Genomic DNA, 15355 nt, shown 5'->3' with positions numbered 1-15355 from the left:
AGCTCGCATGCAGTGGCTCGCGGCGATCTGCGTGCGCCGTCCGGTGTTCGCGACGGTGATCGTGCTGGTCTTGTCGGTCGTCGGCGGCTTCAGCTACTTCGAGCTCGGGGTCGATCGCTTCCCCAAGATCGAGTTCCCGGTGGTCATGGTCACCACGGTGGTGCCCGGCGCGTCGCCGGAGCAGGTCGAGACCGAGGTGACCGACAAGCTGGAGGCGGCGGTCAACACCATCAGCGGGATCGACGAGCTGCGCAGCGCCTCCGTGGAGGGCGTGAGCCAGGTCATCGTGACCTTCGTGCTCGAGAAGGACATCAACGTCGCGGCCCAGGAGGTGCGCGAGAAGGTCTCGGCCGTGATGGCCGAGCTGCCGACCGGCATCGACCCGCCGATGGTGGCCAAGATGGACCCGGACGCGACGCCGATCCTGACCCTGGCCCTGACCAGCCCAGGCAGCCCGCGGGACGTCACCGAGCTGGCCGACAAGGTCGTGCGGCGCGAGCTCGAGTCGCTGAACGGCGTGGGCCAGGTCAGCATCATCGGCGGGCGCGCGCGGCAGGTGAACGTCTGGGTCGATCCGGCGAAGCTCGAGAAGTACGACATGTCCGGCGCCGAGCTCGAACGCGCGCTGCGCAGCCAGAACATCGAGCTGCCGAGCGGGCGCGTGGAGAAGGGCGAGACGCAGCTCACGCTGCGCACGCTGGGCCGCGTGCAGAGCGTGGCGCAGATGGCCGACATCACCGTCGCCACGCGGGCGGGCCAGCCGATTCGCCTGGGCGACGTGGCCAGGGTCGAGGACGGCATGGCCGAGGCCGAGAGCGCCGGCTTCCGCGGTACCAGCCCCACCGTGCTGCTCAACGTGCGCAAGCAGAGCGGCACCAACACCGTGCAGATCGTCGAGCGCGTGAAGGACAGGCTCGCCGATCTGCAGCCGCGCTTGCCCAAGGGCACGGTCATCGAGAACGCGCGCGATCAGAGCGAGTTCATCGGCAACGCCATCGCCACGGTGAAGGAGCACCTGCTCCTGGGCGCGCTCCTGGCCTCGGTGGTGGTCTTCTTGTTCCTGCGCAACTGGCGCTCGACCGTCATCTCGGCGGTCGCGATCCCGGTCAGCATCATCAGCACCTTCGCGCTGATGCGCTACTCCGGCTTCACGCTGAACGTGATCACGATGCTGGCCTTGACCCTGGCCGTGGGCATCGTGATCGACGACGCCATCGTGGTGCTGGAGAACATCTACCGGCACATGGAGGAGAAGGGCGAGACGCCGTACAACGCCGCGATCAGCGGCACCAAGGAGATTGGCCTGGCCGTGCTCGCCACCACGCTCTCGCTCGTGGCGGTGTTCCTGCCGGTGGCCTTCATGGCCGGCATCGTCGGCCGCTTCATGAACTCGTTCGGGCTGACGATGGCCTTCGCCATCATGATCTCGCTCCTGGTGAGCTTCGTGCTCACCCCGATGATGAGCTCACGCTTCCTGCGCCCGAGCGCCGCCGCGGCGAAGGATCCCGACGCTGCGCACCACGGGCACGGCTCGAAGGCGACCGGCTTCTATCGGCTGATCGAGGACGGCTACATGCGCCTGCTCCGCTTCGCGATGCGGCGGCGCTGGGTGATCGTGCTCGCGGCGTTCGCGACGCTGGCGTCCATTCCGTTCCTGGCCAAGGCGGCGAACAAGAACTTCCTGCCGGACGAGGACGAGTCGCAGATCGGCGCCAGCATCCGGGTGCCGGAGGGGACCAGCCTCGACGCCACGCGCATCGTCACCACGCGCATCGCCGGCGAGATCGAGAAGCTCCCGGGGGTGAGGTACGCCGTGACCACCGTGGGCGACGACGCCCAGCGCACCTCCAACCTGGCCGGCATCTACGTGAAGCTGGTGCCGCCGTCCGAGCGCAAGCTCTCGCAGGCCGAGATCATCGCGATGGCTCGCGAGGTGGTGAGCAAGCAGCCCGGAGCCGACAAGTACCGCATCTCCATCGGGCAAGTGCCGCCCTTCTCCGGCGGCATGCCGCAGTACCCGGTGATGTACCAGCTGCAAGGTCCGGAGCTGTCCAAGCTCGAGGCCTACTCGGCCAAGCTGATGGAGCGGCTGAAGAGGCAGCCTGGCATCGTCGATCCGGACACCTCGCTGATCACCGGCAAGCCCGAGCTGCGCGTGCACATCGACCGCAAGAAGGCGGCGGATCTGGGCGTGAACGTCGCGGACGTCGCAGGCGCCCTGCGCCTCTTGGTCGGTGGCTACGAGGTCAGCACCTTCAACGACCGGGGCGAGCAGTACGAGGTGAAGGTGCGGGCGGAGAGCGAGGCCCGCAACGACGTCTCGCGGCTCAAGCGCCTCAGCGTGCCGAGCGCCAAGCTGGGCACGGTCACCCTGGACAACGTCGTGGTCTTCGACGAAGGCACGGGACCGAGCCGCATCGATCGCTACAACCGCCGCAAGACCGTGATGGTGATGGCGAACCTGGCCCCCGGCTTCTCCGAGGGCGCGGTCCTCGCCGATCTCGCCACCGGCGTGCAGGAGCTGAAGATGGACCCGGCCTACAGCGGCGGACCCATGGGCCGCTCCAAGGAGCTCGGCCGCGCGTTCAAGAACTTCGCGCTGGCGTTCTTGCTCTCGTTCATCTTCATGTACCTGGTGCTGGCCGCGCAGTTCGAGTCGTGGCTGCACCCCATCACCATCCTGCTCTCGCTGCCGCTGACCGTGCCCTTCGCGCTGATCAGCGTGATCATCTTCGGCCAGTCGCTGAACATCTTCAGCATGCTGGGCATATTGGTGCTGTTCGGCATCGTGAAGAAGAACTCCATCTTGCAGATCGACCACACCATCAAGCTCCGGGCGGCGGGGCTGCCGAAGGACGAGGCGATCTTGACGGCCAATCGCGACCGCCTGCGCCCCATCTTGATGACCACCGCGGCCTTCGTCGCCGGCATGTTGCCGCTGGTCGTGTCGAGCGGCGCCGGCGCCGGCACCAACCGCGCCACGGGCTTCGTGATCATCGGCGGGCAGTCGCTGGCGCTCCTGCTCACCTTGCTCGCGACGCCGGTGGCCTACTCGCTCTTCGACGACCTGTCGGTGAAGCTCCGGAAGTGGTTCCGGGTGGGCGCGCCGACGAGCGTCGTGCCGAAGCCGGCGGAGTAGTGGGTTGGTCGCCCCGACGGCCCACACGTCACCACGTCCGCGCACATTGCCTGGCTCACGGATGCGCGAGAGAATCCAGGCTCCAGGAGGGTGCAATGGCCGGACGGGTGCGGGTGAAGTTGACTCTCTCTCTCTCTCTCGCAGTGGTAGGGTTGTGGGCTGCTCGCTCGAGTGCCCAGCCTGCTGCGAAGTCACCAGGAGCCGCGGAGAAGGTCGATCCGACGGAGGCGGGCAACGGAGGCGATCACGGTTCGGACGAAGCGTGGGTCGATTGTCCTCGACGACAACACGTCCGTGCGGTCGATTCACTGGGTCCAGTCGTCGCTCACGGGGCGAGTGAGGCGCCCGGTTTCCGACCGGGCTTGCTTCGCGCCGACGAGGGTCGGCTCTTCCGTCGAGCCAGCCTCCAGCTCGATCCGTTCGGCGAGGACTTCTTCTTCTCCGGACTGACTCTCCAGCGCCCGAACCCGAGTCGCGACGAGCTGGCGCGCTTGGTGGAGCTCGCAGTGCGGCTCGCCGGGAGGCGTCTCCCCGCGGCACCCCTGGTAACCGCAGAGCGAGTCGCGACGGAGGAGGGCGCCGAGCGCCGCATCTGGGACGTTGCGTTCGTGCACAATGGAGTGCCCGTCACTCCTGCCCGGTGCCAGGTGTCCAGCCCCGCCCGCCAACCGTTCCCGGCCGCACTGAGCTGTCGGGTTCCCGCAGGCGACTCCCAGCTCAGTTTCGATCGATTCGTGATCTCGGACGGAGAGGCGATCCAGCGCTCCGTCGCGGCGAGCAGCGTCCCCGCTCACCTCGCCGACGTCCAGCGTTTGTACTTGGTCCGTGCGGGCGTGCGCGACGGCGTCCAGGCCCAGGGGCGCTTCCACGTCGTTCACTTCGACGGCCGGCGCGAGGTTCTGACGGTGCTGGATGCACTGGGGCAAGTCCTCGCCACGGGTCCCAACGAGAAGTCCTTTGCCTTCAACGGCTACGATCCCGACTACATCGGCGGGCTCAAGAGGGTCCAGACCCACGTGGAGGTCGGGGACGGCCAGACGGTGCACCTCGACACCGCGCTGCACGACACGACCAAGGTATCTTGCGTCACGCCGGACGGCGGGCAGCTGTATGCGACGGGGTTCGCGGTGTGCCGCAACGACATGCTGGTCGATCAGTTCGGGAATTCGTTGCAGCCACTGGTCGCTCCGCGCTCCGACGACGACTACACCAACCCCGCCAACGCGCCGGTCCCCGTCAATGTGCAGCCCGACCCGCTCGGACCGCAGCTCCTGCTCCTGAGCCAGCAGCACGGGGTCGGACCGCTTCACGGCACCTTGAACGACGTGACGGTGAGGCCGGCGCTGAACAGCTCGCCGGGATGGGTTCACTACCTTCGGGACGACGTCACGAGCGAGCAGCCCGTCGGTCCCGCGCACCACGCCGAGCTCCAGGCGTTCCACAACGCCGGCAAGCTCCAGAAGTTCTACGCGCTGCTCGACTCGCGCTTCGAGGTGCTGGGGCAGGACCGATTCCGCACATCCATCACCGTTCACTGGCGGCCGGTCTTCACCCAGGACGACGACCTTGCGACGACGGACTTCAACAACGCCAAGGCCGGGCGCTACACCATGAAATTCGCGGACGCGCGGCCCTCCAGCGGCTCGGCGCCGACGCCCCATGCGCTCGACGCCACGAGCGACGGCTCCCTGTTCGCCCACGAGTACCATCATCACATCCAGGAGTCCCTCGCGAAGGACGGCGGCTGGCAGCTCGTCCCCAACCCCGCGGGAGACCCGGACGAGCTGTTCCCCGGCGAGTGCCCCCCGAACCAGCCCTGCAAGCGGCGCTACGTCGTGCTGGAGGGCGTCGCCGACGGCTTCGCGGCCCTCGAAGTCCGGCGCGCGTTGCTCGGGCCCATCTTCGCCTCCACGACACCGCTGAGCGAGCTCATGGGCGTGTGCGACGACAAGTCCGCCTACGGCACCGGCACCATCGGGCTGGGCACTCGCTCGCTCTGCAACACGCGGGCGTTCGGGTTCTGGAAGGAGGTCGAGCCGCCCGGCGGGGACACCAACGCCTGCACCTGGCCGTCGTTCCTCGCCGACCAGTTCCACTCCGACCGGCGCCTCGTCGTCGGCGGCGCCATGTTCGGCTACGCGCGCCGCTTCTTCGACTCCGGTGTCGGCAGCGGCATCCCCGCCCGTCACCTCCTCGAGGCCGAGCGGGCCCTTCAGGCCACCGCCGACGGGGAGGTCAAGTACTTCAGCGCCCTGGCGAGCTACCTGAAAGCCTCACCGTATGCCGACGTCCGTCGCTGGACGCACACGGCGCGCGCCGCCTTCATCGAGAAAGGCGTCTTCCCCGCGGGCGTTCACTTCCTCTGGGCGCTTGGCACTGGAGACCCGGACGCGCGCCCCATCGTGCGCTGCAACGCGACCGAGTGCAGCGACGCCCTGGCTCTGAACCTGCTCGCGCAGACGCTGACCATGTCCGGACCCTTCGACTGGAGCTCGACCGCGCAGGCGCCGGAGTTCGACTTCTTCGCGGTCCCGGGGACGAAGTTCACGGGCGCGACCGGCGGGCTCAACCAGCTCTGGGTCGAGCTCTCGGACAACCCGGCGTTCAGCTCCGCGGCGGGCGGGGTCACGACGAGAGACCCGCAGACGTTCAGCCCGACGACCCGACTGAACTGCTCGCCCAGCGGCTTCTTCCGCGCCAAGCCGTCCGCGTCGAGCTGGGCAGCCGTGGCTTCGTCGGCGCTGGCCGACGGCGACCGCGTCTACTACCGGGTGCGCCAGTGCCTGGCGAGCGCGACCGGCCCGGATGACCCCAGCGCCTGCGTCGTCAGCGCGACCGCTACGACTCCAGCCTACGTGCGCGTGCACCTCGAGCCCGGAGGGTGCCCCGCGCAGTGCGGCGTGGTGGGCGCCGAGACCGAGCGCGAAGCCTGGCCCTGGCTCGCGCTGCTTCCGCTCGCTGCCGGGCTCTCGCGACGCGTGGTGCGCCGCCGGCGGACGCCATGAACCGAGCGCTCGTCATCGGGCTGCTCGCGGTGCTGAGCGCCGCGTGCGGCGGCCAGACGGAGGACTCCGCCGCAACCGCGCCCACGTGGCCGAAGACCGGGTGCCCTCCCGGCACCGACCTCGTGGACGGCCGCTGTCGCGTCCGCGAGATCTACGTCCCGGGCGGGACCTTCACCATGGGCCGGGGCTACTGCCCCGTCGCCGGCGTGCACCAGCTCCCCCCGTCCTTCGAGCCCTGCCCGCTAGCGGACACGCCTCACGAGATCACCGTCGCGCCGTTCTGGATGGAGGCCACGCTGCGTACCTGGTCGCACTACGAAGACGATCCGGGCTGCCCCAGTCAAGAGCTCGAGTGTGCGCAGCCAAAGGCGTACATGCCGCTCCTTTCCGATATCGCCGTCGCTCAACCGGCCTACGACGGACCCGGCACGCCATCACCGGGCGATCAGATTTGTGGCGAGGAAGGCAAGCGCCACATCGACGAAGCTCAGTGGGAGTGGGCCGCCACCTGGGGCGGCACCCGCACCTACCCCTGGGGCGAGGCTCCTCCGACCTGCGAGCTCGCCAACATCGACGCCACGAAGTGCCCGCCCAAGGTGCCGTGGGTGGGCAACGACATCCCGGAGGTGAGCGCGGCCGGCAGCTACCCACCGAGCCCGGAGGGCATCTACGACCTGGCCGGCAATGCAGGTGAGGTCGTCGGCATCGCACCCTATGCCTACACGGATGCGTACACGTCCTTGCCTACCCACTCGACGGAGTGCCCAAGCGGTCAGAGCTGTAGCTTCAAGAAGGTGTTGGTCCTACCGGTGCGAGGAGGCGGCACGGGAGGTCCGCTGGAGGTCTTACGCGCTGCGCACCGTGGAGGCGGTCTTAGATACAACGACATCCCCGGCTACGGGTACCGCTGCGTGCGGCCGGTGGAGTAGCCCCATCGGGCCGGTGCGGACCAGGGCTTCCGCCTGCGCCCGCCAGCGGGCGTGGTAGTGTTCCAGCGTGGCCTCGCCCGCGCAGAGGATCGCCAGCTTCGACGAGCTGTATCAAGCCATCCAGGCCCTCCCTCCAGGGCTGACCGGCGAGATCCTGGAGCCGGGCGTGATCCGCACCATGGGGCGGCCCGGCGGTGCGCACCGCTACGGCGCTCGAGCGATCCTGCGATCTCTGGGCGGCGACGACGCCTGGGATGGCGGCAGCGGCTGGTGGTTCGAGCAGGAAGCGGAGATCCGATTCCTCCAGAACCGGCTCGCAGTCCCCGACGTCTCCGCGTGGCGAGTCGGCGCAGACCAGCGCCTGCCGCCGCCATTCGTGCTCGTGAACCCGCTCGTGCAGTGCCCGGACTTCTGTTGCGAGCTGCTCTCCGAATCGACCAAGAAGAGCGACCGCGAGCTAAAAGTCCCGCTCTACGCAGCAGCCGGGGTCGAGTGGATCTGGCTGGTCGACCCCGAGGCGCACCTCGTGGAGGTACTGCGCACCCAAGGCGGCGCCGTCGAGACCGTAGACACGGTCGTCGGCGACGTTCGGCGCGCGATTCCACCGTTCGCATCGGTCGTCGACACCGGTTGCTGGTGGGTGAGCACTCCTTGAAGAAGCGGCGAGCCGCCGCCGCGCTCACAGCTCCGAGCACATCGGATCGCCGGCGGCGCAGCTCGAGCGGTTCACCCCGCGGGTGCGCGGCACGAAGGGCGGGACGATGGGCGGCGGCGGCCCCGCTCGCCGGCCCGCGCGCATCGCGTCGGCGAAGCCGGGCGGTGGGGGCTCGGCGACCTGGCGCGCGCTCGGGATCGCCCCGAGCGGCGTCTTGCCGTCCCGCGCGAAGAGGAGCGGATACTCCACGACGATGCGCTGCTCGTTCGGGTTCGGGAAGTCGAGCTCGAAGAAGGCACGGAGCACGCACTCGCGGAGCGCGCGGTCTGGCAGCGACGCGCTCTGCTCCTCCGCGCGAGCGACGCTGCCGTCGGGCCCGATCACGAAGCGCACGACCACGCGTCCGCTGGTGGACGCGCTGCGGAGCAGCGCGCGCTGGTAGCAGTCGCGGAACTTGCCGCCGTTCTTCTGGACCACGCGCTGGATCGACTCGGGTGGGAGGCGGCCTCGCTTCTCGTAGGACTCGGCGGCGGAGTGATCGCCGTCGCGGACCAGCGCCTCGACGGGCTCGATCAGCGCCGGTTCCACGGGCACCTCGGTCGCGTCCGGGACGCGAGGCTCGAGCGCCGCCGCCATCGCCGCCCGGAGGGCGCTCGGCTCGGGTGCCGGGAGCTGAGCGGCGGGTGCCGCGGCCGGTCGCTGGACCGGGACCGGGGGCGCGGAGGCGATGGGGGCTGGCGGAAAAACGGGGCTCGAGGCGCAGCCGGCGATCAGGAGGGCAGCGACGACACCCAGGCGCATGGCCCCGAAGCGTGACATTGGCGGTCTGACAGCGCCCGCGCCCCCCGGTTCCGCGCCTCAGCTCGGGCTGGGCAGTGGCTCGTGGACCTTCGGATCCCCCATCACCAGCTCCACCACCCGGCCGGCGCCGACCTTCTCCCAGCGCTCCACGCTGCGCGCCTGGTCCGGCCAGCGCACCTCGATGCTGTCCACGCCGGTGCAGCCGCCCAGGCCGAAGAACAGCACGCCGTCCTGCTGGCTGCCGCCGTGGCCGTAGGCGCCCTGCACCACCTTGGTGAGCTTCTTGCCGCTGGCCTCGATCACCACGCGCGCGCCGATGGCCGAGCGGTTGGCGGTGACGCCGTCGCCGACCAGTCGCACCGCGAGCCAGCCGCCGTATTGGTTGGCGTCGTTCTCGTAGAAGCGGATTTCGTTTCGGTCCCAGGCCTTCGCGCACCACTCGCGCATGCGGCTCGAGGCCAGGACCACGTCCAGGTCGCCGTCGCGATCGAAGTCGGCCAGGATGGGTGAAGCGGCGCAGGGGTGGTCGATGCCCGCGCTCTTGGCAGACTCCTCGAAGCGGCCGTCGTCGAGCTGGCGGAAGATCATCGCGTATTGGTCGTAGTAGTCGCTGCGGCCGATCACGACCTCTTCGCGGCCGTCGTTGTTCAGATCCCCGGCCGCCGCGTCGATGCCACCCTCGTCCCAGGAGACGCCGACGTGCTCCCAGTGCATGCCGGTCTGGTCGCGGCTCGGTCGCGCGAACGTGAGATCGCCGTTGTTGACGAGCAGCGCGGAGGGATCCGCCGCCTGCCCCGCCCACCAGTGCTGGATCTCGGCGTTGTAGAGGTCGAGCTTACCGTCGCCGCTGATGTCCGAGCACACCGTGCTGAAGGTGTTGCCGCCCAGGCGCTCCGGCTGATCGCTGTAGCCGGGAGACCACTTCGGGACGCCGGCGCACTGCACCTTGGGCGGCTCCGCGCCGGCGCACTCCGGCACCGAGGAATTCTGAGCGCAGAAGCACAAGAAGGACTGATCGTCGTGGTAATCGACGTTCTGGTCGTAGGCGAAGCCCGCGCTCACCCCGAGGTCGGTGTACGAGTTTCCGCCCGTGCTCTTGAGCAGCATGTTCGGCATGCGCCCGTAGGCGCTGACCAGGATCTCCGGCATGCCGTCGTCATCGACGTCGCAGGCCGTCACGCCGCAGGCGCCGCGCATCGCGCTCGCATCGGTGAGCCCTGCCTCGCCGCTGATGTCCGAGAAGGCGCCCTTGCCGTCGCCCTTCAAGAGCTGCTGCTCGCTGGTGTAGCCCGCGGCGGTGAGCCAGTTGGCGAAGAAGGCGTCGAGCGAGCCGTCCAGATCGAAGTCGGTCAGCGTGGCGCTCCACACCGGCTTGGCCTCTTCGGTGCGCACGCCGGCGTCCTTCGCCAGGCTCAGCTTCCCCTTGCCGTCGTTCAGCAGGAGCTCGGTGCGATCGAGCTCGGCGGGCGTCGGCGGATCCGACGCCGTGCCGTTGCCCGTCAGGCTCAGGACGTCCACGTCGCCGTCGTTGTCCACGTCTCCGAACACGGCGCCGCCCGCCACCCGGAGCTCGCCCGCCGCGCCGTCGCGGGGCGTGCCGTAGCCGCTCTCCACGGTGCGGTCCACGAAGTGACGGCCACCGCCCGGCTTGGCCTCGTTGATCAAGAGCGTGTAGTACTTCTCGCCGCTCTCGCTGCCGCGCTTGGGGCCCACCGGCACGTGACCGAGCAGGTCGAGGTAGCCGTCGCCGTTCAGATCCACGCTGGTGAGCGTCCAGGCCTGTGCCTCTTCCGCCGTGAGGCCCCACTCGGCGCTGCGATCGCTGAAGCGCGCGACGCCCGTGACGGCGTTCAGATCGCAGGTCTGGGGTTGAGTCGGCGGGTCCTTCTGCTTGCCGGTGTCGTCGGCGCCGCCGGAGCAACCGAGCAGCAGGAACGCGAACGCGAGGGATGCGAGCCTTTGCACGATCGACAGGTACGCGGCCCGCGGGCGCCTCGCCCGTGAAAGAAAATGAAGAAATCGCGCTAGGACCCTTCCAGGTCGCTGACCTTCGCGAATTCCACTTTCGGGTCCAGGAGATAGCCGTCGTCTCGGCTCAGGAGCACCGCCCGGAGGCCGAGCTTCCGCAGCGTCGAGAGCGCGTTGTAGACCCGCAGCGTGCCGGCCTCGTGCTTCACCCGCTCGCCGGGCCAGCCCGCCTCGAGCAGCTCCGCCTGGCCCAGGGCGCTGCCGGGGGCCGAGAGGCGTTGCTCGAGCAGCGCCTTCAAGATCAGGCGCAGCGCGCGCCGGCGCTGCAAGCTCACGCGGTCCGAGCCCGGGATGCCGAACCAGCGCCCGCTCTCGCCGACGCTGATCGCGCCCGGTCGCGCCACGGCCGCGCTCGGCGGCGGTGGCAGGCTCCGGACGAAGCTGCGCGCGTTGGCCAGCGCGTCGCTCACGGAACGACGACGCCTCGCGAGCTCCTCGCCGCACAGCGCCTCGACCAGCCGGGCCAGCTCGGGCTCGCGCGCCGCTTCGCCCGCGTCTCGCGCCCAGCTCTCCAGCGCTTCTGCGAACGCGAGGGCGGTGGGGAAGCGAGCCTCGCGCTCGGTGGCCAAGGCGCGCGCGACGATGGCGTCGAGCTCGAGAGGAATGCTGGCGTCGACGCTGGCCGGCGCGGGAAACGGGCCGACGCTGATGCGGGCGAGCACCTCGACGTCGCTCTCGCCCTCGAACAGGCGCTGGCCGGTGAGCAGCTCCCAGGCCACGACGCCCAGCGCGAACACGTCCACGCGCCGATCGATGTCCCCGGCACGCGCCTGCTCCGGCGCCATGTAGCGGAACTTGCCCTTCGCCGTGCCGTCGTCGGTGTGGCTGCTCTGGTGCCGCAGCTTGGCGACACCGAAGTCGGTGATGTGTACCGAGCCGTCCGCTCCGAGCAAGATGTTGTGCGGCGTCGCGTCGCGATGGACGATGTCGAGCGGGTCTCCGTCCACGTCGAGCTGCTCGTGGGCGGCGTGCAGGCCGCGCAGCGCCTGGGCCACCACGTACACCGCGACCCCACGAGGGATCTCCGCATTTCCGACGGAAGCGCGCGCCATCAGCTGGGAGAGGCTGGTCCCGTCCACGTAGTCCATGACCAGTAGGTGCTCGCCGCGAAGCTCGTACACGTCTTGGACGCCGACCACGTTCGGGTGGCGCACCAGAGAGGCGATGCGAGCCTCATCCATGAACTGCGCGGCCAAGTCCGGCAATGACGCCAGGTGCTCGTGCATGCGCTTGATGGCGACCAGGCGATCGAAGCCGCCGGCGCCGCGCTGGCGTCCGACGTACACCGTGGCCATGCCGCCCGACGCGATCTCGCGCAACAGCTCGTAGCGCCCCAGCTCGCCCTGCGGGAGCGCGCCCGACGGAGTCAGCTCGCGGCTGGGAGGCGGAGGTCCGTCCGTGAGCACGTGCTCGAGCAGGCGGTAGGCCAGCCGCTCCGGGGCGGGACGGGCGGGCAGGGGTCCCGCGCCCTGCGCGCGCGCCAGCCGCTCGCGCGCGGCCCTCTCCAGGCTCTGGGCGGCGCTGCGCTCTCCGCGCGCCGCCGCGGACGACGCCTCTGCCAGATCGAGGTGGGCGCGCTCCAGGTCCACGACCCGGAGCGTGCTCGGATCGCCCAGGGCCTCGGCCAGGCGATCGGCGTCCGCCAGGGACTCCCGCGCGGCATCCTGCTTCCGGAGCGCGGCGTTGGTGCCGCCGAGGCTGGCCAAGATGCGCGCCTGCGCCACGCGATCCCCGAGCTCGCGCGCGATGCGCAGCGCGCGCTCGTAGCGGCTCCTCGCTTCGGCGAGCTGCCCCTCTTCGCGCTCCAGATCGCCCAGGGTAGCCAGCGCCGTCACCTGGAACAGGCGACTGCCGAGCTCCCTGTGCTGCTGCTGCGCTCGTTCGAGGCAGGCGCGCGCCTCCGCGAAGCGCTTCTGCTCTTGGTACAGGACGCCGAGCTCCGTGAGCGCGAGGCCCTCGTGGCGGCGCTCCCCGAACTCGCGATAGCCCTCCAGCGCCGCTTCGAGATCCGCGCGCGCGGCCTCCACCCGCCCGCGCGCCCGGTGGAGCTCACCGCGGGCAGCCAGGGCAGCCGCGGCGGCGTAGCGATTGCCCACCTCCCCGTCCACCGCGAGCGCCGCGTCGAAGGTGCGGGCTGCGTCGTCGAGCTGGCCCCGGCGCACGAGCAGCATCCCCACGCTCGCGAGCACCATGCCCTCGCTGCGCCGGTCCCCCGCCTCACGGGCGGCGGCCAGCGACTCCTCGAAGACGGCCAGCGCCTTCTCGTCGTCGCCCAGCTGGGCGTGCGTGTAGGCGACGTGCCCGAGCACGCGAGCCTCGGTGGAGCGGTCGCCGATGGCTCGAGCGATGGCGAGCGCGCGCTCCAGGGCCTCCAGGCTCTCCTCGGCGTGGCCCAGATCGCGCAGCGCTCTGCCGCGGGCCTTCAACGCCAGGGCGATCAGGCGCGGCTCGACGCCGTCCAGGACCTCCTCGAAGACCTGGTCCACCATCGACAGGCAAGGCGCCGTGGGGCCGCGCATGTAGAACACGTGCTCCAGCGCCAGCGTCACCGCGATGGCGTCCGAGAGCGCCGCGCTCGAGGGTGCCTCCGCGGAGAGCGCGCGCCGGTGCACGGCCACCAGGTTGGGCAGCTCGAGCGCCAGGCGGCGCAGGCTCTCCGGACCCTCGGCGCGCTCCACGCGGCTGGCCCAGCGGCTGGCCGCCTCCACGAAGTAGCGGGCGTGGCGCGCGCGGGCACCGTCGGTCCCGCCCGCCTGGTCGAGCTGCTCCCGTCCGTAGGCGCGAACGATGTCGAGCAGGCCGAAGCGGATCTCACCGGGCAGCTCCGGCACCGCGTAGGTGCGGAGGAGCGAGCTGTTGCGCAGTGACTCCAGCGCGTCGAGCACGTCGGGCGCGTCCGGGTGCTCGGACAGATCGATCACCGCCTCGGCGGCCTCCAGCGAGAACCCGCCGTGGAAGATCGCGGCTTGCATCAGCGCGTCACGCTCGTGCACGCCGAGGAGCTCCCACGACCAGTCCAGCGTCGCTCGCAGCGTGTGCGCGCGCCCCTTGCCCCCACGCAACAGGTCCAGGCTCTTGCCCAGCCTGTCCAGCAGCTGTCTCGGCCCGAGCACGCTCATGCGCGCGCCGGCCAGCTCGATGGCGAGGGGCAGTCCGTCGAGGCGGGTGACCAGCTCCGCGACGATGACGCGCTCGTCCTCGGTGGGGACGAAGCCGCTCCGCACGGAGCGCGCGCGCTCCAGGAACAGGCGAACCGCGTCGCAGTCGAAGCCCCGCTCCCCGCTCGGTAGGTCGAGCCCGTCGAGCTCGCGTACCAGCTCACCGGCCACGTTCAGTCGAATGCGCGAAGTGACGAGCACGCACAGCTCCGGGGCGCGCCTCAGAAAGAGCTCGACGGACGGCACCGCCCGCGGCACCAGCTGCTCGAAGTTGTCGAGGACCAGCAGCGTCGGGCCGCGCGCGGCGAGCGCGGCGCCGATCCGCTCTCCGGCGGTCCGCTCGGTGTGCTCGTCGCCGAGCGTGATGTCCAGGGCCTGCGCTACCGCTCGGTAGACGTCGTCCACCTCCCGCGCCTCGCCGAGATCCACGAACCAGGCGCCACCGGCGCCTTCGGCCAGGAACGCGCCGCCGTAGCGCAGCGCGTACTCCGTTGCGAGCCGGGTCTTGCCGGCGCCGGGTGGGCCGAGCACGCTGACGAGCCGCGCGCGCCTGAGCTGCTCGTGCAGGTCCGCCAGGTCGTCTTCGCGCCCGACGAACTGGCTCGTCGGATGCGTGAGGTTGGTCTTGCGCGGGGCGCTCGTCACGCTGAGACGGCGAGTCTAGACCGCTTGGGGCCGTGGCTCTAGCATGGCCCGGTGCTCGAGCTCGACGCTGCCCGCATCGCGCTGGTGGGCCTCTGCTCGTTCGCTGCGTGCTCGCTCGACGAGTCCGGCGCGGGTGGCGCCGACGCGGGCTCGGACGTCACGGTTGGTGGAACATCCGGCACCGGCGGCAGCACCGACGCCTCATCGGACGGCACGGGGGGCGTGGACGCGGCGGACGGTGACGCGGAGGATGTCGTCACCGATCAAGACAGCGGGGGCGACGCGGCGGACGGCGACGCGAGCGATGCGCCGGCCCCCACGAGTTGTGTCCCAGCCTGCTCCGGCGGGACGCCGGTCTGCTGCGACAGGAACGACGGCATGGGCTTCACCTGCGTCGCGAACGCCAAGGACTGCGCCTGCGAGCCCCTTGCCCAGTCAGGCACGCTGAAGAACCCTTGCGCCGGCGCCTACGCCGTGTGCTGCGAGAAGACGCCGGGCCAGGGTCCCTCGTGCCAGAGCGACTCGGCCGACTGCAAGTGTGTGCTCGGCGCCAAGCAGAGCCCGTGCGCCGGCGTCACACCCATCTGCTGCGACAAGCAGGACGGCAAAGGATCGGTCTGCGTCGGTGATGCCAAGGGCTGCGCTTGCACGCCCAACGCGCTGCCCAGCCCTTGCGGGCTCAGCTACCCGCTGTGCTGCGACAGGGGCGACGGCATGGGCCCGGTGTGCAGCAACAACGCGGACGGGTGCAAGTGCGACCCGGAGCTCATCGCCAGCCTGAACCCCTGCGGCGGTTCCTGGAGCGTCTGCTGCGACAAGGGCGACGGGCAGGGGGGACGCTGCCGGCCGACGGCGCAGAACTGCGAGTGCACCCCGGGCAGCCAGTACAACGCGTGCACGGGGGCCTACTATTGGTGTTGCGACAAGCAGGACGGGCTCGGCCCGGTCTGTCACCCCGACCAGCTGAGCTGCCAATGAGGGGGTCGGTTTCGCCG

Annotated in this window: 8 protein-coding genes; 5 read left to right on the top strand and 3 right to left on the bottom strand. The window is 70.4% G+C overall.

Annotation, left to right across the window (positions count from 1 at the left end):
- Positions 1 to 7: 7 nt before the first annotated feature.
- The 4 genes from HS104_21940 to HS104_21925 all read left to right on the top strand — a co-directional run bounded on the left by HS104_21940 (position 8) and on the right by HS104_21925 (position 7728).
- On the top strand, positions 8 to 3139 hold the full coding sequence (locus tag HS104_21940; GenBank protein MBE7482629.1) for an efflux RND transporter permease subunit: 3132 nt from the start codon (positions 8 to 10) through the stop codon (positions 3137 to 3139).
- Between the two features lie 734 nt (positions 3140 to 3873).
- Positions 3874 to 6144: a hypothetical protein gene (locus HS104_21935; GenBank protein MBE7482628.1), complete on the top strand. Its 2271-nt coding sequence runs from the start codon at positions 3874 to 3876 to the stop codon at positions 6142 to 6144.
- Entirely contained in the window at positions 6141 to 7073 is a 933-nt protein-coding gene (locus tag HS104_21930) for an SUMF1/EgtB/PvdO family nonheme iron enzyme (protein ID MBE7482627.1), read from the top strand. Before HS104_21935 ends, HS104_21930 begins: the two co-directional genes overlap by 4 nt.
- A 67-nt stretch (positions 7074 to 7140) precedes the next feature.
- Positions 7141 to 7728 carry a Uma2 family endonuclease gene (locus HS104_21925; protein ID MBE7482626.1) on the top strand — a complete coding sequence of 196 codons (588 nt, stop codon included), beginning with the start codon at positions 7141 to 7143 and terminating at the stop codon, positions 7726 to 7728.
- A gap of 24 nt (positions 7729 to 7752) precedes the next feature.
- On the opposite strand, the gene HS104_21920 is transcribed toward HS104_21925, so the two are convergent.
- From HS104_21920 to HS104_21910, 3 genes are read right to left on the bottom strand one after another with little or no spacing between them, the layout of a single operon-like run.
- A complete protein-coding gene (locus HS104_21920; protein ID MBE7482625.1) occupies positions 7753 to 8547 on the bottom strand; it encodes an AgmX/PglI C-terminal domain-containing protein in 795 nt (264 codons plus the stop codon).
- Positions 8548 to 8586: 39 nt separating this feature from the next.
- On the bottom strand, positions 8587 to 10494 hold the full coding sequence (locus tag HS104_21915; GenBank protein ID MBE7482624.1) for a CRTAC1 family protein: 1908 nt from the start codon (positions 10492 to 10494) through the stop codon (positions 8587 to 8589).
- A gap of 59 nt (positions 10495 to 10553) precedes the next feature.
- Complete coding sequence (locus HS104_21910) at positions 10554 to 14360, bottom strand: protein kinase (GenBank protein MBE7482623.1); 3807 nt, start codon at positions 14358 to 14360, stop codon at positions 10554 to 10556.
- A 51-nt stretch (positions 14361 to 14411) separates the two neighbouring features.
- On the opposite strand from HS104_21910, the gene HS104_21905 reads away from it, so the two are divergent.
- Positions 14412 to 15338 (top strand): hypothetical protein, encoded by a 927-nt coding sequence (locus HS104_21905; GenBank protein MBE7482622.1) that lies wholly within the window; start codon positions 14412 to 14414, stop codon positions 15336 to 15338.
- Positions 15339 to 15355: the final 17 nt, after the last annotated feature.

This window comes from Polyangiaceae bacterium, assembly GCA_015075635.1.
Lineage (GTDB): Bacteria > Myxococcota_A > Polyangia > Polyangiales > Polyangiaceae > JADJKB01.
Note: the sequence above shows the minus strand (reverse complement) of the source record. Positions and strands in the feature narration are given on the sequence as shown.

Bases quoted from the DNA above. Each gene is read 5' to 3' on its own strand.
- HS104_21940 (MBE7482629.1), top strand. From the start codon at position 8: ATGCAGTGGCTCGCGGCGATCTGCGTGCGCCGTCCGGTGTTCGCGACG.
- HS104_21920 (MBE7482625.1), bottom strand. From the start codon at position 8,547: ATGTCACGCTTCGGGGCCATGCGCCTGGGTGTCGTCGCTGCCCTCCTG.
- HS104_21930 (MBE7482627.1), top strand. From the start codon at position 6,141: ATGAACCGAGCGCTCGTCATCGGGCTGCTCGCGGTGCTGAGCGCCGCG.